Annotated in this window: 18 protein-coding genes and 1 tRNA gene; 12 read left to right on the plus strand and 7 right to left on the minus strand. The window is 72.6% G+C overall.

Annotated features, from left to right (window positions below; all coding sequences use genetic code 11):
* Nucleotides 1-1,530 (plus strand): NADH-quinone oxidoreductase subunit C, encoded by a 1,530-nt coding sequence (locus tag ACFZCD_RS09540; RefSeq protein WP_391829233.1) that lies wholly within the window; start codon nt 1-3, stop codon nt 1,528-1,530.
* Between the two features lie 58 nt (nt 1,531-1,588).
* Here the strand turns inward: ACFZCD_RS09540 and ACFZCD_RS09545 are convergent, their stop codons facing one another.
* On the minus strand, nt 1,589-1,762 hold the full coding sequence (locus tag ACFZCD_RS09545; RefSeq protein WP_391829234.1) for a hypothetical protein: 174 nt from the start codon (nt 1,760-1,762) through the stop codon (nt 1,589-1,591).
* A gap of 162 nt (nt 1,763-1,924) precedes the next feature.
* Between ACFZCD_RS09545 and ACFZCD_RS09550 the strand changes: the two genes are divergently transcribed.
* Both ACFZCD_RS09550 and ACFZCD_RS09555 read left to right on the plus strand, forming a co-directional pair.
* Nucleotides 1,925-1,998, plus strand: a tRNA-OTHER gene (locus ACFZCD_RS09550).
* A 193-nt stretch (nt 1,999-2,191) separates the two neighbouring features.
* The gene (locus ACFZCD_RS09555; protein ID WP_391829616.1) at nt 2,192-3,586 is read left to right on the plus strand and encodes an SDR family NAD(P)-dependent oxidoreductase; all 1,395 of its coding nucleotides are present in this window, start codon (nt 2,192-2,194) and stop codon (nt 3,584-3,586) included.
* A 22-nt stretch (nt 3,587-3,608) separates the two neighbouring features.
* On the opposite strand, the gene ACFZCD_RS09560 is transcribed toward ACFZCD_RS09555, so the two are convergent.
* Entirely contained in the window at nt 3,609-4,058 is a 450-nt protein-coding gene (locus ACFZCD_RS09560) for a winged helix-turn-helix transcriptional regulator (RefSeq protein ID WP_391829235.1), read from the minus strand.
* An 82-nt stretch (nt 4,059-4,140) separates the two neighbouring features.
* Nucleotides 4,141-4,776, minus strand: a complete 636-nt coding sequence (locus tag ACFZCD_RS09565) for a TetR/AcrR family transcriptional regulator (protein WP_391829236.1) — start codon at nt 4,774-4,776, stop codon at nt 4,141-4,143.
* 75 nt (nt 4,777-4,851) lie between these two features.
* Here ACFZCD_RS09565 and ACFZCD_RS09570 point away from each other — a divergent pair, with 75 nt between their 5' ends.
* Complete coding sequence (locus ACFZCD_RS09570; RefSeq protein WP_391829237.1) at nt 4,852-5,811, plus strand: threonine/serine dehydratase; 960 nt, start codon at nt 4,852-4,854, stop codon at nt 5,809-5,811.
* Between the two features lie 220 nt (nt 5,812-6,031).
* Nucleotides 6,032-7,066, plus strand: coding sequence for a hypothetical protein (locus tag ACFZCD_RS09575; protein WP_391829238.1), 1,035 nt, complete (start codon nt 6,032-6,034; stop codon nt 7,064-7,066).
* A gap of 8 nt (nt 7,067-7,074) precedes the next feature.
* Here the strand turns inward: ACFZCD_RS09575 and ACFZCD_RS09580 are convergent, their stop codons facing one another.
* Nucleotides 7,075-9,240: a hypothetical protein gene (locus ACFZCD_RS09580; protein WP_391829239.1), complete on the minus strand. Its 2,166-nt coding sequence runs from the start codon at nt 9,238-9,240 to the stop codon at nt 7,075-7,077.
* 286 nt (nt 9,241-9,526) lie between these two features.
* Here ACFZCD_RS09580 and ACFZCD_RS09585 point away from each other — a divergent pair, with 286 nt between their 5' ends.
* Complete coding sequence (locus ACFZCD_RS09585; protein WP_391829240.1) at nt 9,527-10,177, plus strand: 50S ribosomal protein L25/general stress protein Ctc; 651 nt, start codon at nt 9,527-9,529, stop codon at nt 10,175-10,177.
* 141 nt (nt 10,178-10,318) lie between these two features.
* On the opposite strand, the gene ACFZCD_RS09590 is transcribed toward ACFZCD_RS09585, so the two are convergent.
* Entirely contained in the window at nt 10,319-11,143 is an 825-nt protein-coding gene (locus tag ACFZCD_RS09590; RefSeq protein WP_391829241.1) for a VOC family protein, read from the minus strand.
* Nucleotides 11,144-11,395: 252 nt separating this feature from the next.
* Nucleotides 11,396-12,451 (minus strand): NAD(P)-dependent alcohol dehydrogenase, encoded by a 1,056-nt coding sequence (locus ACFZCD_RS09595; protein WP_391829242.1) that lies wholly within the window; start codon nt 12,449-12,451, stop codon nt 11,396-11,398.
* A gap of 118 nt (nt 12,452-12,569) precedes the next feature.
* Between ACFZCD_RS09595 and ACFZCD_RS09600 the strand changes: the two genes are divergently transcribed.
* Nucleotides 12,570-13,475 (plus strand): helix-turn-helix transcriptional regulator, encoded by a 906-nt coding sequence (locus ACFZCD_RS09600; RefSeq protein WP_391829243.1) that lies wholly within the window; start codon nt 12,570-12,572, stop codon nt 13,473-13,475.
* A gap of 45 nt (nt 13,476-13,520) precedes the next feature.
* Here the strand turns inward: ACFZCD_RS09600 and ACFZCD_RS09605 are convergent, their stop codons facing one another.
* Entirely contained in the window at nt 13,521-14,387 is an 867-nt protein-coding gene (locus ACFZCD_RS09605) for a hypothetical protein (protein ID WP_391829244.1), read from the minus strand.
* Nucleotides 14,388-14,582: 195 nt separating this feature from the next.
* On the opposite strand from ACFZCD_RS09605, the gene ACFZCD_RS09610 reads away from it, so the two are divergent.
* The 5 genes from ACFZCD_RS09610 to ACFZCD_RS09630 all read left to right on the plus strand — a co-directional run bounded on the left by ACFZCD_RS09610 (nt 14,583) and on the right by ACFZCD_RS09630 (nt 20,517).
* Nucleotides 14,583-14,951, plus strand: a complete 369-nt coding sequence (locus ACFZCD_RS09610) for a hypothetical protein (RefSeq protein WP_391829245.1) — start codon at nt 14,583-14,585, stop codon at nt 14,949-14,951.
* 40 nt (nt 14,952-14,991) lie between these two features.
* The gene (locus ACFZCD_RS09615; RefSeq protein ID WP_391829246.1) at nt 14,992-15,501 is read left to right on the plus strand and encodes an O-acetyl-ADP-ribose deacetylase; all 510 of its coding nucleotides are present in this window, start codon (nt 14,992-14,994) and stop codon (nt 15,499-15,501) included.
* Nucleotides 15,502-16,171: 670 nt separating this feature from the next.
* The gene (locus tag ACFZCD_RS09620) at nt 16,172-17,368 is read left to right on the plus strand and encodes a radical SAM protein (RefSeq protein ID WP_391829247.1); all 1,197 of its coding nucleotides are present in this window, start codon (nt 16,172-16,174) and stop codon (nt 17,366-17,368) included.
* A gap of 1 nt (nt 17,369) precedes the next feature.
* Entirely contained in the window at nt 17,370-18,614 is a 1,245-nt protein-coding gene (locus ACFZCD_RS09625; RefSeq protein ID WP_391829248.1) for an MFS transporter, read from the plus strand.
* A gap of 4 nt (nt 18,615-18,618) precedes the next feature.
* Nucleotides 18,619-20,517, plus strand: coding sequence for a RiPP maturation radical SAM C-methyltransferase (locus tag ACFZCD_RS09630; protein ID WP_391829249.1), 1,899 nt, complete (start codon nt 18,619-18,621; stop codon nt 20,515-20,517).
* Nucleotide 20,518 lies beyond the last annotated feature (1 nt).

Raw genomic sequence — 20,518 nt, forward strand, 5'->3', positions numbered from 1 at the left:
ATGCAACCGGGCACCGCACACCGCACCGTCACCGACATCGGCCCCGCCGAACTGCCCGGCAGAGCCGCCGACCTCCTCGGCGGCGGCCACCGCCTCGCCCTCGTCGCCGCCCACCACGACAGCGCCGACGAACCCGGCGGCCGGGCCGTCCGCGTCGTCTACCTCTTCGTCGCCGGCCCGCCCGACACCCGCACCGAGCTCCACGTCCGCCTCGACCCCAAGGCCCCCGAACTCCCCACCCTCGCCCACCTCTCCTTCCCCGCCGGCCGCTTCGAGCGCGAGATGCGCGACCTGCACGGCATCGTCCCCCTCGGCCACCCCCTCCCGCACCGCCTCGTCCGCCACTTCCACTGGCCCCGCGGCTGGTACCCGATGCACCCCGACGCCGGCCCGCCCCCGCCCTTCGCCGAACCCGAGGGCCCCTACCCCTTCCCGGAGGTCGAGGGGGAGGGCGTCTACGAGATCCCCGTCGGCCCCGTCCACGCCGGCATCATCGAGCCCGGCCACTTCCGCTTCTCCGTCGTCGGCGAGACGATCATCAAGCTCAAGGCCCGGCTGTGGTTCGTCCACAAGGGCATCGAGAAGCTCTTCGAAGGCCGCACCCCCGAGCAGGGGCTGCCGCTCGCCGAACGCATCAGCGGCGACACCGCCGTCGGCCACGCCCTCGCCTACTGCCTCGCCGTCGAGGAGGCCACCGGCGCCCACGTCCCCGTCGACGCCCGCCGCGCCCGCGCCCTCCTCCTCGAACTCGAACGCCTCCACAACCACGTCGCCGACCTCGGCGCCCTCTGCAACGACGTCGGCCACGGCATCCTGCACGCCCGCGCCCAGCACGTCCGCGAACGCCTGCTGCGCCTCAACCAGGAGGTCACCGGGCACCGGCTGCTGCGCGGCGGCGTCGTGCCCGGCGGCTCCGTGCTGCGCTCCGTGCCCGGGGCGCCCCGGCTCCGCGAACTGGGCCGGGAGATCCGCCGGATCGTCACCCTCGCCCTCGGCCACACCACCGTGCGCGACCGGTTCACCGGCACCGCCCGCCTCGACGTGACCGCCGCCCGCGACCTGGGCTGCCTCGGCTACGTCGCCCGGGCCAGCGGCCTGTCCGCCGACGCCCGCGCGAGCCACCCCTTCCACGACCCCGGGGGAGCGCTCACCATCCCCGTCCACACCACGGGTGACGTCCTGGCCCGCTTCCTCGTACGGGCCGAGGAGGCCGAAGCCTCGCTGGCGATGGCCGAGCGGCTCTCGGCCGGGCTGGAGCCGGGCCGGACGACGGGAACCTCGCTCGCCTGGCCGCCGCTGTTCGCCCGCAGCACCCGCCGCGCCGGAGTCGGCATCGTGGAGGGCTGGCGCGGCACCATCACCACGCGCGTCGAGCTCGGGGCGGGGGAGGCGCTCACGCGGGTCAAGACCGTCGACCCGTCCTTCTTCAACTGGCCCGCCCTGTCCGTGGCGCTGGCGGACACGATCGTCCCGGACTTCCCCCTGGCCAACAAGAGCTTCAACCTGTCGTACGCGGGCAACGACCTTTAGCCGGCGAGGTCTGGGACTCGCGGACCCGGGCCGCATCCGCGGATCCGCCGGGCAGGAGCTAAGCCGCCCCCGCGTCGGGGTCGACACCGTGCGCCCGCGCGAGGCGCAGCGCGTCCTCGAGCTCGTCCTCCGCGACGGCGCACTCGTAGGCGTCCCCGGCCGACTCCGCCGCCGCGAGGGCCTCCCGGGCCTGCCGCACGCGCCGTTGCATGGCCTCGGTGAATTCGCTCACGGCGCCCCCAGCGCAATGGGCATGAACAGGAGATTCCCTGAATTCTAGAGCCGATTCGCCCTGGAGGCGCCCCGTGGGCCGGTGCCGGGTTCCCCCGGCAGCGCCACCGCCGGCAATGCGTTTGGCCATCGCCTATGCCGTGGGTAAGGTGCTGGCCAATGCCCGTCCGTAGCGCAGAGGCAGGCGCGCCGTCGTTGCAACGACGGAGGACGCCGGTTCGAATCCGGCCGGACGGGCAGGTTCGGAACGTGAGCGAGGCGGGGCCGGATCCCGCGACGGGGCGGGGACGGCGCGGACGTGGGCGGCAGCACCGGCGGCACCACTGGCCGTAACGGCAGCGGTGACGGCAACGGCAGCAACGGCACTTCGGGTGTCGCCGGGGAAGACGCGCGCGTCGCCGGGGAAGGCGCGGGTGTCACCGAGGAAGAGCTGGCCGCCCTCGACCGGACGATCGGCAAGCTGCGGCAGCTGCACGAGGACGATCCGGTGCGCCTTCGCGCCGAGCGCGTCGTCTCGTCGTTCGCGCGCGAGGGCCGGCACCGCCGCCGCAAGACCCGCCGGCAGGAACAGGCCGCCGCGGACGCCCAGGTGGTGGCCGCCACGGCGACCGGCGCGCCCACCCGCCGCGAGGACGCCCCCCTGGACGCACCGGACTCCGCGGGCTCGGCCGGCACGTACGTCCGCCCGCGCCGCTGTTACGTCTGCAAGACCCCGTACACCCGGGCCGACGCCTTCTACCACCTCCTCTGCCCGGAGTGCGCCGCCGGCAACGCCTCGCGGCGGGACCTGCGCACCGATCTGACGGGGCGCCGGGCGCTGCTCACCGGCGGCCGCGTCAAGATCGGCTTCCAGCTGGCCCTGATGATGCTGCGCGATGGCGCCGAGCTGCTGGTGACCAGCCGCTTCCCGCGCGACACCGTCCGCCGCTTCCGGGCGGCCGAAGGCAGCGAGGCGTGGCTGGATCGGCTCACCGTGATCGGGATCGACCTGCGCGACCCCCGGCAGGTGCTCGGCCTGTGCGAGCGGCTGAGGGCCGAGGGCCGGCCGCTGGACATCCTCGTCAACAACGCCGCGCAGACCATCCGCCGGCCGCCCGGGGCCTATGCGCCGCTGATCGCGGGGGAGTCGCGCGCCCTGCCCGCCGGCCCGGCGGGGACGGCCGTGTGGGAGGCGCCGGGTTTCCGGACGCCGTACGCACTGCAGGGGGCTGGGGCTGGGGCTGGGGCCGGGGACGCGGATGGTACGTCGGCGGCGCTCGGGTTCGTGCTGCCCACCGGCCCGGTAGCCCGTCCGGCCTTTGGCGCCGAGGTCGACGAGGCGGGGCTGCTGCCGGACCGGTCCGCGGCCAACTCCTGGTCCGTGCGCCTCGGGGAGCTGGATCCGGCCGAGCTGCTGGAGACGCAACTGGTCAACGCGCTCGCGCCCACGCTGCTGTGCGACCGCCTGCTGCCGCTCCTGCTGGCCTCGCCCTACCCGCGGCGCTACGTGGTCAACGTGACGGCCGTCGAGGGGCGCTTCGCCGTGCGCAACAAGTCCGCGGGCCATCCGCACACCAACATGGCCAAGGCCGCGCTGAACATGCTCACCCGCACCAGCGGCCGTGAACTCGCCGCCCGCGGCGTGCACATGTGCAGCGTCGACACCGGCTGGATCACCGACGAGAACCCGGCGCCGAAGAAGGAGTGGATGGCCGCGCACGGCTTCCGCACCCCGCTCGACGTCGTGGACGGCGCGGCGCGGGTCTACGACCCCATCGTGCGCGGCGAGGCGGGCGAGCCGCTCGCCGGCGTCCACCTCAAGGACTACCGGGTCGCGGAGTGGTGAGCGGGCCCTGAGGGCCGGCCCGTCAGGCCGCGCCCTCCACGCTCCACCCCGGCACCTGGAAGCGCGCGGTGATGGCCGAGCTGTCGACCTCCTCGCCGCAGCAGCGGCAGACGACGGCCGGATCGAGGTCGGCGCCGCAGGAGTGCTCGAAGACCGTCGGCGGCACGTCCGCCAGATGCCGGTCGCCCCAGCGCATCAGCATGAGGAGGACGGGCCGCAGATCGTGCCCGGCCGCGGTGGGGCAGTACTCGAAGCGCGCCGGCCGTTCGCTGTAGGGAACCTTTTCCAGCACTCCCGCCTCGACCAGGCGGCGCAGCCGGGAGGCCAGGATGTCGCGCGGGGCCCCGGTGTTGCGGGCGATCGCGTCGAAGCGCCGGACTCCGAAGAAGACCTCACGCAGCACCAGCAGGGAGTACTTCTCGCCGACCACGCCGAGCGCGTCGGCGATCGAACAGGGGCGCGGCTTCGTCATGCGCCCCATCGTAGAACAGCCGGATTTGCTTCCCCAACCCTCGCGGTAACGTGCATCCATTTTCCCAACCGGCACACGGGGCTCACGGGTGTGCCGCCGCGATCAGCTGCCGCAGGGCGCTGTAGTACACCTCGTGGTCCGTCATGCCGGGCAGGATCACGTCCATGCTCCCCGTCAGGACGGGGAACTCCGTGGGGTCGAGCGAGGCCAGCGCGGTACGGGTGTTCCTGACCGTGAGCGCGGGGTTGCGGTGGTCGACGAACGTGGCGCTGCCGAGCGTGAGCAGGTACATCCGCCGGTAGGCGCGGAAGGCCTGCTCCGGCGTCATCCCCGCGGCGATGCTGTCGGCCAGCGCGGGCTCGGTCAGGCGGGCCAGCAGCTGGGGGCCCAGCCAGGGGCGCGAGCCGCGCAGGGCGACCAGCCCGGGGTGGGCGGTGAGCTGCTCGTACAGCCCCCGGAAGCGCCGCTCCGTGGCCTCGGCCCAGCCGGTGCCGGGCGGGATCTCCGGCAGCCCGGCGGCGAGGTGGTCGGTGCACAGGTCGATCAGGCCGCCCAGGTCCGTGCAGCGCCGGTGGATCGTCGCGTGGGACACGCCCAGCCGCTCGGCGAGGGAGCGGAAACTCAGGGCGGAGGGCCCTTCTTCGTCGATGACCGCGAGGGCGGTGCGGGCGATGAGCTCCGGGGTCGCCCGGGCGAGGGAGGGAGATTGCCGCGGCATGTGATACAGCGTATCGTACGCCGTATCACCTGCGTGTCCCGCCGCCGCGGGCCTCCGGCTCCGAGGAGAGAACCCGTGCACGACCTCACCTACGGCGACGTCGAACGGGCCGCCGCCCGCATCGACGGCCGCACCCGCCCCGTCACCGTCGCCCCGGCCGGCTCCGGCGCCGGCGGTTCCCGCGGCCGGGTGTGGCTCGCCCTGGAGTTCCTGCAGCACACGGGGTCCTTCAAGGCGCGCGGCGCGTGGAACTTCCTCGCCGCCCACCGCGAGGCCGGCACCCTGCCCGGGGCCGGGGTCACCATCGCCTCCGGCGGCAACGCCGGACTGGCCTGCGCCTGGGCCGCCCAGCAGCAGGGCCTGCCCGCGACCGTCTTCCTCCCCGCGAGCGCCCCGCAGGTGAAGGTCGCCCGGCTGCGCGGCTACGGCGCCGACGTCCGCCTCGCCGGCACGGAGTACGCCGAAGCGCTCGCCGCCTGCGAGGAGTTCACCCGCACCACCGGCGCCCTGGCGAGCCACGCCTACGACCATCCGCTGATCGCCGCGGGCGCGGGCACGCTCCTCGACGAGATCCGCGCCCGCGTCCCCGGCCTGGACACCGTGGTCGTCGCGGTCGGCGGCGGCGGTCTCTTCGCCGGCGTCGCGACCGCCGCCCGGCAGCACGGCATACGGACGGTCGCCGTCGAGCCCGCCGGCAGCCGGGCCCTCCACGCCGCCCTGGAGGCGGGGCGCGTCGTCGACGTCACCGTCGACTCGGTCGCGGCGGACGCCCTGGGCGCCCGCCGCGTCTCGGAGACGGCCCTGACCGCGGCCCGCCGGCCCGGCGTGACCTCCGTCCTCGTGCCGGACGAGGCGATCACCGGCGCGCGGACGGCCCTGTGGGACGAACACCGCATCGTCGTCGAACCCGCCGGCTCCACGGCCCTGGCCGCACTCATGCCGGGCGGCCCGTACGTCCCGGAGCCCGGCGAAACCGTCGCTGTCATCCTCTGCGGAGCGAACACGGACCCGTCGGACCTGGTCCACGACACCTGAGCCTGCCGGCGACAGGCCTCCCGTGCCGGTCGTGGTGGCCGGGTACGCCGCCGGGTTCTTGCCGCGGGCAGCTTCTTTCGGTGTCCGGCCGTTGTCGTCCGCGCTGCCGCGTTCCCGTGGCTCCCACGTTCTTGTGGCTCCCGCATGCCGGTGGCTGCCGCATGCCGTGACTGCCGCGTTCCGCCCTCCGGCGCGCGCCGGAGCGGCTAGGGTCGGCCGGGTGCGCAGTCGCCTGTACGTCACAGCGTTTCTGGCCGCCGCCCTCGCCCTGACGGCCTGCAGCAGTTCGGAGTCCCCGCGGCCGCCGGGCCCGTCCGACGGCCGGGGGACCGCCCGGCCCGACGGTGCGGAGCTGCTCTACCGGGGCAAGGGCCACGCGAGCGCGCAGAACCCCGCCTTCTCGCCCGACGGCAAGTCCGTGCTCTTCACGCTCTTCGCGGACGGCTACAACGAGGGCGCGGCGGCCCTGCGCGTGCTCCCCCTGCGCGGGGGCGGCAGCGGCACGCCGGGCCGCCCCGGCACCCTGCTCGACGAGGCCGACAAGGCCGCCGTCAACCTCCCCGGCTCCAGCTGGCACCCCTCGGCCGGGGTGGCCTTCGCCTCGGACCGGGCGGGCGGCCGCGACGAGGTGTGGGTGATGCCGCCGGGCGGGCGGCCCTCCCGCGTCACCGAACACGGCGGCGACTCCGGCTACCTGGAGCCCAGCTTCTCGCCGGACGGATCGTGGATCGTCTTCCAGGAGCTCCGGGAGAAGGACGCGGGGGACGGCGGCAGCGCGCTCGGCTCCCTCTGGAAGGTCCGGAAGGACGGCACGGGCCGCACCCGGCTCCTGGACGGCCCCGCCACCGGCACGGACAACCGCCAGCCCAACTGGTCGCCCAAGGGCGACCGGCTGGTCTTCCAGCGGCGCGAGCGCGGCGCGCACGAATGGGCGCTGTACGTGATGAACGCCGACGGCAGCGGCCTGCGGCGGCTGACCGACGGGCCGGGAGAGCACACCGACCCGAGCTGGTCGCCCGACGGCAGGTCGGTGGTCTTCTCCTCGACCGCCGGCGGCCTGGACGTGCCGCAGATCTTCGTGATCCCGGCCGACGGCGGCCGCCCCGTCCGGGTGACCACGCGCGACGGCGACTACGACGGAGCGCCGAGCTGGTCACCCGACGGGCACTGGATCGCCTTCGAGTCCCACCCGGGGGACGAGGACCGGCCGACCTCGTTGTGGCGGATCCCCGCCCCCGGGACGGACGGCCCCTGAGCGGCCGGTCAGCCGGTGGTGACGGTCAGCAGCGCGTACTGGGACACCGTCAGGGGCACGGTGGCCGTGCCGTCCCCCGCCTGCCAGGCGACCGGCTGCGGGGCCGGCGAGGCCCCGTCCGGCGAGCTCACCGTGGCGGCCAGCACCTTCCGGCCCGCGGGCAGCTTCAGCGAGACCGAGCAGGCGGCCGGCGTCGTCTTGAAGGCCGCCGGGGTGTCACCGAAGCCCGTGAAGTTCACCAGCTGGACGACCGTGTCGTTGCCGAGCCGGCTCAGCTCCAGGTGGATGCGCCGGTCGCCCGTGAGCTCCACCGGCGGTGGCGCCGCCGCCCGGACGGGCGCGAGGAGCAGGTCGGCGCTCGCCTGGTCCGTCTTCGCCAGGTAGCTGCGGCCGGCCAGCTCCTTGACGTACCAGCACGTACCCGAGCCGAACCGGTTCTGCTTGGTCGCCGGCAGCGGATCGCCCTTGCGGAAGCCGAGCACGTCGGCCAGCGCGTACTCGCTGCGGGCCGTGCCCAGCTCGTCGAGCGCGGTGGGCGCGGGCCCCGTGACGACGACCGTCCCGCCGCCCGCCACGTACTCCCGCAGGACAGCAGCCTCGGCGTCCGAGACGGCCTGCAGGTTCGGCAGCATCAGCACGCGGTACGGGGCGAGGTCGGCGGCGGCCAGGTGCGGGCTCGGGACGGTGGCGAAGGGCACGTGGGCGTACACCATCGCCTTGACCGTGCCGCGGAACTCGCCCAGCCACGCCTGGGTCGTGCAGCTCTCCTCCCCGCTGCCCGAGGCCCACCAGTCCTTGACGCCCGACGGCGCCTTCGCGTTGGCGTACATGCCCGTCCCGGCGGAGGGGCTGACGTAGTCGCGGGACGCCGACGAGTGGTAGACGCCGACCTCGGCCGCCGGCACCGCGTTGTAGAGCTTCTCCTGGTTGGCCGCGACGAAGGCGTACATCCGGGTGCGCATCGCCTTGTCGGTGGTCTCGTTCTTGAACGGGCTCTTGACCTCGTACGGGTTGCAGCCGGCCGCCAGCAGCTCCGCCATCACCAGCGACGCGTCGTCGGCCTTCCAGCCGTACGAGAAGGCCCACGCGGGCTTCGTCCCGCTCGCCGCGCGCGCGTACTTGTACATCGAGATCAGGCAGGTCCAGTCCGTGGCCGTGGCGTGGCGCATCCCGTCGTAGTTGCCGAGGATGTCCACCTCCCAGACGTGGCTCACGCCCTCCGCCTTGCGCAGGTACGCCCCGTCGAGGCCGACCAGCGTGGCGTACTGGTAGTCCATGCTCACCGTCTCGACGAAGGTGACCAGGTCCGGGTTGACCGACCGGCCGGCGGCGGCGATGTCCAGCTGCCACTGGTTGAGGTTGCGGTGCCGCCATTCCACGTAGCGGCGGAAGGGCAGGCTCGTGAAGTCGGCCTTCGGGGGCAGCGCGAGACCGGTGTCGGCCTTGAAGGCGTCCGCCGCCCACGTCGAGCCGTCGCACCAGCTCAGCGCGCCGTCGAAGTAGATCGGCACGTCCGGCCAGATGGCGTCCACGCCCGTGGCGGCGAGGGCCTTGATGCGGCCGAGGTAGTAGTCGCGCCAGGGGGAGTTGGGGCTGAGCCAGCAGCTCTCGTCGCCCGGGTCGACCCAGACGACCAGGCTGCCGTAGAAGACGTTGGGCTTGCCGTCGAGGGAGCGCTGCACCCAGGACTTGCCCTCGCCGTCCTTGTAGAACGACCGGCCCTTCTCGCCGCCGACGCTGATGAGCTCCAGCGACGGGTAGTACATCACCACGCGGATCCCGGCGGCGTGCGCCAGCTCCACGAAGCTCTTGACCTTGCCCATGTGCTCAGTGAACTCCGCGGGCGTCAGCCAGTTCGACAGGACCGTGTCGAGCTCGATGACGCTGACGTTCTGCGCCTTGAGCGCCGTGATCACGGGCTTCATGTCGCGGAGCGGGTCGGCGTCCTCGTCGAACGTGCCGTCGGCCAGGCGTGCGAAGCGGCTCCACTCGGGGAAGAGCCCCTGCCGGGCCGCGGCCGGCGCCCAGGCGGGCTCGGCGCCGGCGCCGGGGCCGGCCTGGGCACCGGGGAGGCCGGGGGTGCGGGGGAGGAGCTGTGCGGCGAGCACGCCGCCGCCCGCTCCCAGGCCGGTGCGTAACAGGGCTCTCCGGCTGAATCTTCGTATACCGCTCATGGGTGTCCCCTCGATTTCACAACGGTGTGACGGGGTCTGCACGGTGCCCGCAAAGTCTGCCCGATGGCCTTCGCACGAGCGGGCGGATTCCGGATACAGGGGCGTACGGCCGGAGCGGGGCCGGTGCACGGCTGCTGTGCGGCGCGCATCTGCCATCGGGCGGCGTGCGTCTGCCATCAGGAGGAAAACGGGCCGATATCCCTCCCGTACGGAGTAGCCGGGGAGGCACCCCTCCGGCCTGCGGTTAACACAGTCTCCAGACGACTGAACCGCGAGGAGTGCAGGCATGGCTGAAGTGAAGCTGACCGCCGAGACGCGCACCGACTTCGGCAAGGGTGCCGCCCGCCGCATCCGCAGGGACGACAAGGTCCCCTGCGTCATCTACGGCCACGGCACCGACCCGCGCCACGTGGCGGTGGACGGGCATGCCCTGCTGATGGCCCTGAGGACTCCGAACGTACTGATCAACCTGGACATCGACGGCAAGAAGCAGCTCGTCATCCCCAAGGAGGTCCAGCGCGAGGCCCTGCGCGGCTTCCTGGTCCACGTGGACCTGCTGATCGTCAAGAAGGGCGAGAAGGTCACCGTGGAGATCCCGATCCACACCGAGGGCGAGCTCGCCCCCGGCGGCAACCTGCTGGAGTACATCCTCAACGCCCTCCCGGTGGAGGCCGAGGCCACGCACATCCCGGAGGGCGTCACGATCTCCGTCGAGGGCCTGGAGGCCGGCCACACCATCCACGCCAAGGACATCCCGCTGCCGCGCGGCACCACCCTCGCCGTCGACGGCGAGGACGCCGTCCTGCAGATCGTCGCCGCCCAGACCGAGCCCGTCGAGGAGGAGGAAGCCGAGGCCGAGGGCGCGGCGGCGGAAGCGGCCGGGGAAGGGGAGGCGGCGCCGGCGGAGGCCGGCGCGGAGGGCGAGGGCGGCGGCTGAGGCGGCGGCCGGGGCGGCGGCTGGTGCGGCAGCGCCCCGGGGCGGGCGGTGCCCCGGGGCGCGGTGCAGGCGTGGCGGACGGGCGCAGGTCCTCGGGCGTCAGGCCTCCGACGTCAGTCCTCGGCCGTCAAGCCTCCGGCGTCAGGCCGCGCGCGGCTGCGGCTTGAGGACGCCGAAGACCGCGCCGAACGGGTCGGCCAGCCAGGCGATGCGGCCGACGTCCGCGACGTCGTTGGCGGGCGCGACCACCGTGCCGCCGCTCTCCTGCGCCGTGGCCACGGTGGCATCGGTGTCCACGACCAGGAAGTACGGGATCCAGCGGGACGTCCTGTCCGCCCCGTTCCCGTCCCCGTCCCCGTCCCCGGCTCCGCGCTCGCCGAGGGCGGGGGCGATGCCGCCGAACGCGGACTCGGCCCCGGTGCCGCCGGCCGTGGAGAGCAGGGTGTACGTGCCGACGCCGCTGAACTCCCTCGCCTCCGTGCCCCAGCCGAACAGGGCGCGGTAGAAGGCCCCGGCCGCCGCCGGGTCGGCGGTGTGCAGCTCGACCCACAGCAGGGTGTCGGGCTCGCGGACCCTCTCCAGGCCCTTGACGGCGCCCGGCTGCCAGAGGGCGAACTCCGCACCGCCGGGGTCGGTGAGGCAGGCCAGCCGGCCCGCGTCCATGACGTCGGTGGGCGGGACCCGCACGGCGCCGCCCGCCTGCTCGGCCGCCTTGACGGTGGCGTCGGCGTCGGGCGTCTGGAAGTACACCGTCCACGCGGGGCTCGCGCCCTCCTCGGTCAGCGGGCCGAGCGCCGCGACGTCCTTGCCGTCCTTCTGAAAGAAGGCGTAACCGCCCGTGTCGGGTCCGGCGGCCTGCACGTCCCAGCCGAAGACCCGGCCGTAGAACCCGGCCGAGGCCGCGGTGTCCGGGCTGCCGAGGTCGAGCCAGTTGGGGGAGCCGGTCACGAATTCTGTGCTGGGCATGGTGGGTGCTCCTTCGACGGATGCGCGCGAGGGCCCCGTCACCGCGGGCGCGGCGCGGGGCGTTCCCCGACGCGTCTCAGTCTTGCACCGCACCCCGGGCGGCGCGCGATGCCGTGGCCAACGACCCCCGGCGCGCGGAGGCGTGCCCGGCGCGGTGCGAGGGCGGGCGGAGGGAACGGACCTCCGGCGCCGCCCCGGGCGAACGGACCCCCGGCGCCGCTCCAGGCGACGCGTGAGGCGGACCCGGTCGGCTCAGATCGTCGCGGCGTCGATGACGAAGCGGTAGCGGACGTCGCCGGCCAGCACCCGCTCGTACGCCTCGTTGACCTGCTCGGCCCGGATCACCTCGATGTCGGCGCCGATGCCGTGCTCACCGCAGAAGTCGAGCATCTCCTGGGTCTCCGGGATGCCGCCGATCATCGAGCCCGCCAGCGACTTGCGCTGCGCGATCAGCGCGAAGGGCGACACGGCCAGCGGCCGCTCGGGGGCGCCCACCTGCACGAGCGTGCCGTCCGTGGCCAGCAGGCCGAGGTAGGCGTCCAGGTCGATGTCGGCGGAGACGGTGTTGACGATCAGGTCGAAGCTGCCCGCCAGCTTCTCGAAGGTGGCCGGGTCGGACGTGGCGTGGAAGTGGTCCGCGCCCAGCCGCAGGCCGTCCTCCTGCTTGCGCAGCGACTGGCTGAGCACGGTCACCTCGGCGCCCATCGCGTGCGCGATCTTCACGCCCATGTGGCCGAGGCCGCCCATGCCGACGATCGCGACCTTCCTGCCCGGGCCGGCCTGCCAGCGGGCGAGGGGGGAGTAGAGGGTGATGCCGGCGCACAGCAGCGGGGCCGCCTCGTCGAGCGGGAGGGAGACGGGGATGCGCAGGGCGTAGTTCTCGTCGACGACGACGTGCGTGGAGTAGCCGCCCTGGGTGACCTCCCCGTCGCGGCCGGGGCGCCCGTAGGTGCCGACCATGCCGAGCTCGCCGGTGCAGTACTGCTGCAGGCCGGCCTTGCAGTTGTCGCACTCGCGGCACGAGTCCACGAAGCAGCCGACGCCGACGCGGTCGCCGACCCGGTGCCGGGTCACGCCGGAGCCGACCGCGGTCACGACACCGGCTATCTCGTGGCCCGGGACGAGCGGGAAGTGGCCGTCGTCACCCCACTCGCCGCGGACGGTGTGGATGTCGGAGTGGCAGATGCCGGCGTACTTGATCTCGATGAGGACGTCGTGCTCACCCGGCTCCCGGCGCTGGACGGTGATCCGCTCCAGGGGAGCCTTGGCCGCCGGGGCGGCGTATGCGGGAACAGTGGTGTGGTTCATGTCCCGAATCATGCGCCCGCCCGGGATCCGCAGCCAGAACCCGGCTGAAAGTACGCTTGCGGTTCCTACCACCAGCAGTATCACCTTCGGCCGCGGAGCCCCCCGCATACTGGTGGGCATGGACCAGCGCACCGAATTGAGCGAGTTCCTCCGCAGCCGGCGGGCCCGGCTCCAGCCCGAGGAAGCGGGCCTCACGCCGTACGGCGGCCGGCGCCGGGTGCCCGGCCTGCGGCGCGAGGAGCTGGCGCAGCTCGCCGGCGTCAGCGTCGCGTACTACACGCGCCTCGAACAGGGGCACGGCCGGAACGTCTCCACCGGCGTGCTGGAGGCGATAGCCGACGCCCTGCAGCTCAGCCGCGCCGAGCGGGACCACCTCACCCACCTCGTCCGGCCGAGCGCGAAGAAGACGCGGCCGTGCCGGCCCGCCCGCCCGCAGCGCGTGCGCCCCTCGGTGCAGCACCTCATGGACACCATGGACAACACCCCGGCCTACGTGGTCGGCCGCCGGCTGGACATCATCGCCTGGAACCGGCTGGCCTGCGCCCTCCTGGGCGACTTCGCCGCCATGCCCGCCGGGCAGCGCAACCTGGCCTGGCAGCTCTTCCTGGAGCCGGCCACGCGCGAGCTGTACACCGAGTGGGAGAAGAAGGCCGCCGACGTCGTCGCCTTCCTGCGGCTCGACGCCGGCCGCTGCCCCGACGACCCGCACCTGGCGGCCCTCGTCGGCGAGCTGTCCGTCAAGAGCCCGGAGTTCCGCTCGCTGTGGGCCGCCCACAACGTCGAGGACAAGGGCTTCGGGGTCAAGAAGCTGCACCACCCCGTGGTGGGCCCGCTCACCCTCTCGTACGAGACGCTCGTCCTCCCCGCCGATCAGAACCAGCAGCTCATCACGTACCACGCCGAGCCCGGCTCGCCGTCCGCGGAGTCGCTGCGGATCCTGGCCAGCTGGGCGATGGAGAGCTCCGGGGACGGCGGCAGGGAGGCGGACGGGGCGCGGGCGGGGCGAACCGAGCGGTCGCGGTAGGCGAGTGGGCGGAGCCGTCGCTACGGACGGTGGCCAGGGTGGTGGCTACGGGCGCGGGGCTCCCATGGGGTTGGGCACGGGCAGCGCGCCGGTGTCGACGAGGTGACGGCTCAAGGGGGTGGCGAGCCGGATCGCCTCCTCGGTGCCCGCCGCGCCCAGCGCGGCGAGGGGTGAGGCGGCCAGCCGGTCGGTGTCCTCCTCCAGCCGCCTGCGCAGCGCACCGCCCGCCTCGGTCAGCCGCCCGTCCTCGCCGAGCAGACCGCGCTCCGTCAGCCTGCGGCGGCTGTCCTCCCACTCCGCCTCCGTCCACCCGCGGTTGTCCTGGACGGCCCGCAGGGGCACGGACCCGGTGGCCACGTGCGTGAGCGTCGTGTCCAGCCCGCCCAGGCCGGCGTGGACGGCGGCGAGGACGTGCCCGTCCCCGCGGTGCTCGCGCAGGACGGTCGCCGCCAGCCAGACCCGCGCCGCGGGGTCCGCGGGCCGGGGCACCCGGGCCCAGCCGGCAGCCAGCGGCCTCCCCTCGAAACCGCAGCCCGCGACGGCCCCTTCGAGCAACTCGGCGAGACGGGCGAGCTGCCCGCCGGATCCCGCCGGCAGCGTACGGGCCAGGGCGGCGCGCACGGCCTCCATGCGGGACTCCAGCACGGCCCCGGGCGAGGCGTACGCCCAGGCGTCCGGCAGCGAACGGGCCACCATGGCCGGAGCGAACCCGTGGAACATCGCGGCCACCGGCGCCGGCCCGAGCGGCCCCAGCGGCGCCACCCGGCCCGCGAAGTACCCCATCCACCAGCCCGGCAGGCCCAGCGCACGGGCCTCCGCGGCCGGTTCCGGCGCGAAGTAGACGATGGCGTGCAGGGGTTCGACGGCCTCCCAGAGGCGGCGGGCGGGTGCGGGCTGCTGCGCGGTGGGCAAGGTGGCCTCCTGAACGCCTGTGTGAGTACCGGGCGTTGGCGCATCCTACGACGGCTGCTTCCGGCTCACCCGTTCCGGTGTCGCGGACGCGGCGCGGTGCCGCGCCCACCGAAGGGTGATTCCGCCGGATGGAGCACCGTTCGTGACTATCTGGAGGCTCTGTCAGGTCTGTCACGCCACCACGAAAGGAATCCCGTGCGTATCCGCCGCGCCCTTGGCACCGCTGTGTCCGTACTCCTGCTCACCACCTTCGCCGCCACTCCCGGGGCGCACGCCGCGAACGGCACCCTGAGCGTGGACTACGCCCGCTGCAAAGCGGGCACCGGCATCACCGGGGTGGCCTGCCTCCGCGAGAACGTGAGCAGGAGCGAGAAGGACCCGCAGGACGGCAAGTGCTTCAGCCTCCTCACCGAGAACCGCGCGAAGATCCGCAAGCTCACCAACCGGACGAACCGGACCCTCGTCCACTACACCGACCGCCACTGCACGAGGGGCGCCCGCACCCTCGCCCCCGGCCGCTCCCTGACGAACCCTGCGATCCGCAGCGTGCGCTACCCCCTCTGATCGGATCCCCCCGTCGGCCCGGACGGGGGACGATGGCCGCATGACCACGATCACCTTCGTCCGGGGCGACATCACCCGGCAGCACGTCGACGCCGTCGTCAACGCCGCGAACTCCTCACTCCTCGGGGGCGGCGGCGTCGACGGCGCCATCCACCGCGCGGGCGGCCCCGCGATCCTCTCCGCCTGCCGCGCCCTGCGCGCCTCCCACTACGGCAAGGGCCTCCCCACAGGCCAAGCCGTCGCCACCCCCGCGGGCAACCTCCCGGCCCGCTGGGTGATCCACACGGTCGGCCCGGTCTACCAGCCTTCCGGCGCCGACGAGTCGCTGCTGGCTTCCTGCTACCGGGAGTCCCTCCGCGTCGCGGACGAACTGGGCGCGAAGACGGTCGCCTTCCCGGCCATCTCGACGGGCGTCTACCGCTGGCCGATGGAGGACGCGGCCCGCATCGCGGTCGAGACGGTGCGAGAGACAGAAACGTCGGTGGAGGAGGTCCGCTTCGTCCTCTTCGACGAAGGGGCGTACGAAGCCTTTGCGTCGCAGGCGAACTGATGCATCTGTCCGGGCGGGGCACCTCCGGGCTCGGGTGGCGGGAGGCGCACGGCCAGTACCTCTGCCACCTCCGCACGTCCATCCCCAAAGTTGGGGATGGAGCCGCTCGCAGCGTGCGCGCCATCCTCATCACGGGCGTTCACACGACCATGCGTATGCGCTTCGCCGCCGGAGCAAGAAGGGTCCCGCTCACGCGTCTTCGAGTGACGACTCAGGCCGGGTTTTCCGAGGTTGTGTGCGTCGATAACCGTCGATTGCGGGAGGGAGGGAAGAGCATGCAGATCGAGGTTTTTGACCGCGCCTCCGAAGCAGGTGCGGTGGTGTGCGGGGCGGGCTACGGAGGCCGTTAGCGATCACCTGCGTCCAAGGTGTGCAACGTTTCCCGGGCCGGTAGAGAGCCACTGATGCGGCTGCGGGAGTAACTGCCGGATGTCTGTACCGGAGGGAGGGAAGAGCATGCAGATCGAGGTTTTTGACCGCGCCTCCGAAGCGGGCGCAGTGGTGTGCGGGCTGGGTTACGGGGGCCGTTAGAGCCCACCCGTACCCGGGGTGCGCAACCGTCGTACCGGGCTGGCGGAGAACGCTGCCGCCAGCCCACCCGCTGCCGACGTCAGGGTATCGAGCCCATCAGCGCGGCAAAGCGCGATTCCCGTGTGGGGAGGAAGGATCCATGCGCATCATCAAGGGGGAGGGCTGTTACTGGGCCGTGGGCAGCCACAGCGTCGCCAGGCTCCCCAGCCCGGCGGTAGACGCAGATGGCACTCCCGTCGAGGAAGCCCAGGAACTGCTGCGACGTTCCGGAATCGACCAGGACCGCGGCACGAGTATTTACCACGTGACCGCTCTGATCACCACCAAGTGTAATCTCGCCTGTTCTTACTGCTTCCAGAACATGGAAATCCCGCCGGCAGGAAGAAAAGGTGTGCCTGTCCGGATTCCTGGCGCGACCCTCGACGCCGCCCGTATCGACGACATCCTCGGATTCGTCGACCGGCAGATGCATCGGTACGGGGCACGGGAACTGGATGTGATGCTTTTCGGGGGCGAGCCGACCCTGCACATGGACATGTGCCTGCGGCTGCTCACAGGAGCGCGGAGCCTCGGCCCCGTCACGGCCTCGATGATTTCCAACGGCACGCTCTTCACCGTGGCGGACATGCGCCGTCTCGAAGCGGCCGGACTACGGTCCGTGCAGGTCACACTTGACGGTGACGCGGCCACGCACGACCGGTCACGGATCACGGTAGGAGGGCACGGCACCTTCGAAAAGATCATGCACAATCTGCAAGCCGCCTCCCGGCACACGGAGATCGCCTGGCAACTGCGGGTCAACCTGACGGCGGAGACGATCGCCGGTGCGGACACACTGATCGACCGCATCGCCGCCCGGCTGGACCCCGCGAAATGCGCCTTCTCCTTCGCGCTCGTCAATGACCCCGGCCTCGGCTACGCCGGTGCGATGGCGCACTCACCGGCCCTGGCCCGGCGCGTCGGCACCCTGTACGAGCACGCTGTGGCGGCGGGGTTCGTGGTGCCGGTGCCGAGCACGGCACCGTGTGTGGCCTGCGGTGAGGTGGGCGGACGCAGCGGTGCGGTCGTCAACGCGGACGGAACGCTCTACAGCTGCTGGGAGTCGGCGGGGCGCGCCGGAATGGAGGTGGGCACGGTGGCCGAGGGGTACCTGTCAGAGGAACTCGTCGTCTCCCGCTGGGTGGCCTGCGAGTACAACGCCCGCCGGAGGACCGACCCGCAGGCCGAGCAGGACTACCGTGACACCCTCGACGCCCTCGTCCTGGACAGCCTCTACCGCAAGGGCCGGCTCGGCGCGGCGACCGTCCACCGGGCGACCGGGATGAAGACGGCTTGACGTGCCGCCCGCCACGCGGAATCTGCGGCTGCTGGTCGTCGCCAGAACGTGTTCGCTGTGCGGGGACCTGGCCGTCCCCATCGCCGTCCCGTTCGCTGTCCTGGACATGCTGGGCGGAGGCCCCACGGAGGTCGGTCTTGCCCTAGGAGCACAGTTCGCAGGGGTGCTCGTCTTCCTCACCGTCGGAGGGGTGTACAGCGACCGTTTTGCACCCCACCGCATGATGATCGTCTCCGACTCCGTGTCCGCGCTCCTCCAGACAGCCGCCGCGGTACTGCTCGCCACGGACCGGATGAGCATGCCCCTGCTGGCCGCGCTGATGTTCGCCACCGGAGCCGCCTCTGCCTTCCACCAGCCGGCCACCCGGGCCCTGGTGCCCCGGATCGTTCAGCGAGAGGCGCTCCAGGCCGCCCACTCCCGCCTGGGCGCGACAGGCGCGGCGGCGGTCGTGCTCGCCCCGCTGGCCGCCGGCGGGCTCATCCCGAGCCTGGGGCCCGCCGGGGTCATCGCCCTGGACGCCGCAACCTTCCTGGGCAGCGCACTGCTGATCGCACGGATATCCCTGCGCGTACCTGCGCAGCCGCCGAGCACCGGTCGCCCGCGCATGGCACGGGAAGTCGCCGAAGGATGGCGGGAGCTGCGGGCACGGCCATGGCTGTGGGGATCGATCACGGCAGCGGCCGGAGTGGAACTGCTCCTGTCCGCACCACTGGCCACCCTCGCGCCCGTCGTCGCGGACCGGCTCTACGGCGGCGCCCAGGGATACTCGTGGCTCATCGCAGCCTGCGGCCTGGGCACCGTCGCAGGCGGCCTGACGGCAGTCCGGCTACGTCCGCGCCGCCCTGTCCTGGCCGCCAACACGCTGGTTCTTCCGATGGCGCTCGCTCCACTCGCCCTGGCCCAGGAAGCGCCGGTGGCCGGCGCTGTCATGGCGTACGCCCTGACAGGCGTGTGCCAGGGCCTGTTCACCACCTTGTGGTACACGGCCATGAGCCAGGCCGTTCCCCAGGAGGTACAGGGGCGGATCAGCGCGTGGGACCAACTGGGCTCCTTCGCCCTGCGTCCCGCCGGTCACGCCATGGCCGGCATGGCCGCCGGCGCTGTCGGCACCGCCCCGGTCCTGGGTACGGCCGCTGCCGCGGGATTGCTCCTGCCCCTGCCCGTCCTGCTCATGAAAGACGTCCGGGCACCGCTCTGCGAGTCCGGGACACAGCACACCGCCTTGTCACCCACACCCCCGAGGTAGCGCCATGCGCGTTGTTCTCGTCAACATGCCCTGGGCCTCGGCCGAGGTGCCCTCCCTGGCGCTGGGCGTCCTCAAACGGGCCGTCACCTCCGCCCTGCCGAATGCCGGCGTCGAGGTGCTGTATGCCAACCTCGACTTCGTCGACTGGATCTGCGACCGCCGGTCCTTCACCGCCGACGACTATCAGTTCTTCTCCCACGGCTCCTACTTCGAGGGCGCCGGTGACTGGGTCTTCTCCTCCGCCCTCTACGACGACCCCCAATGGCGTACAGAGGAATTCACCGCAGCCAAGAAGGATCGCCTGCCCGGCGACCGCATAGACCTCTGCCGCGACCTGCACCAGATCGTGCCGGACTTCATCGACGACCTCGCCGCCCGCATCTGCACCGGGCCGGTCCCGGACGTGGTGGGCTTCACCACGACCTTCCAGCAAAACACCGCTGCCCTGGCTGCCGCCCGGCGCGTCAAGCAGCTCTCCCCGCGAACACTCATCGTTTTCGGCGGCGCCAACTGCGACGGAGCACAAGGCGAGGCACTCCACCGCAACTTCCCCTTCATCGACTACGTCCTGCGCGGCGAGAGCGAAGTCTCCTTCCCCCAGCTGCTCGACGCCGTACAGCACGACAGGGCGACCGACGGCATCCCGGGGCTGTGCCATCGCCTGGCCGACGGCTCACCGAAGTCGACTCCCATGGCCGCCGAACCACTGCCCCCCGCCGCGGTGCCGGGACCCGACTACGACGGCTACTTCGAACGCGTCGCGACCTCCCGGGCAGGGCGCTGGTCAGACCCCCAACTGGTCCTCGAAGCCTCCCGAGGATGCTGGTGGGGAGAGAAGCACCACTGCACGTTCTGCGGACTGAACGGATCCTTCATGCAGTTCCGCAGCAAACGCCCCGAGGTCTTCTTCGACGAGATCACCGACCTCGTCGCCCGCCACCGCGTCCTGGACGTCGTCGTCGTGGACAACATCCTGGACATGGGCTACCTCACTTCACTCCTGCCCCGCATCAGCGCCAGTGGCTACGACCTGCGCCTGCACTACGAGATCAAGTCCAACCTGCGGCGCGAGCAGCTACGCGTCCTGGCCGACGCCGGACTCCTCCGCGTCCAGCCCGGCATCGAAAGTCTCTCCAGCCATGTCCTGAAGCTGATGGACAAAGGCGTCACCGCCTGCCAGAACGTTCGCATGCTCCGCGACGCCGCCACCGTCGGGCTCGTCCCCGAGTGGAACTACCTCTACGGCTTCCCCGGCGAGACCAAGGCGCACTACACGCCCGTCATCACCCAACTGCCCGCCTTGCACCACCTCACCCCGGCCGAATCCGTCGGCCGGATCGCCATCGAGCGGTTCAGCCCCTACTTCGACCGCCCCGAGCTCGGCTTCGACGACCTCCGTCCGGACAGCCAGTACGAGCTCATCTACGACCTGCCTCCCGCACAACTCATGGACTTCGCCTACCTCTTCGAAGCCCCACCACAGGGCATCAGCGAGCACACGGCCGATGTCCTGCGCGCTTCCATGCAGGAATGGGACGACGCCTGGGCCTCCAGCCACCTCGACCACGTCGACCTGGGGGATCGCATCGTCCTGACCAACCATCGCTCCCATTTCGACTGGAGCACGCACCAGCTCAGGACCCCACTGGAGATCAAGGCCTTCCGTCTCCTCGACCAGCCGCGCACCACCGCCTCCCTCGAACGCCGCACCGGAGCCGGCTCTCAGGAGATCTCGGCACTGCTCGACCAGTGGCGCAAGCTGGGGCTGCTCTTCACCGAGGGCGGCCACGTCGTGCACGTCGTGCCCGCCGCCGCAAACCAGGAACTCCTGCGACTGCAACCCGAACGTCTGCAGAGCGGCGGCCCCTGGCCCGTGCCCGCGATCAACGGAAGGAACCGATGAC

The sequence above is a fragment of the Streptomyces sp. NPDC008001 genome (assembly GCF_042958085.1).
Lineage (GTDB): Bacteria > Actinomycetota > Actinomycetes > Streptomycetales > Streptomycetaceae > Streptomyces.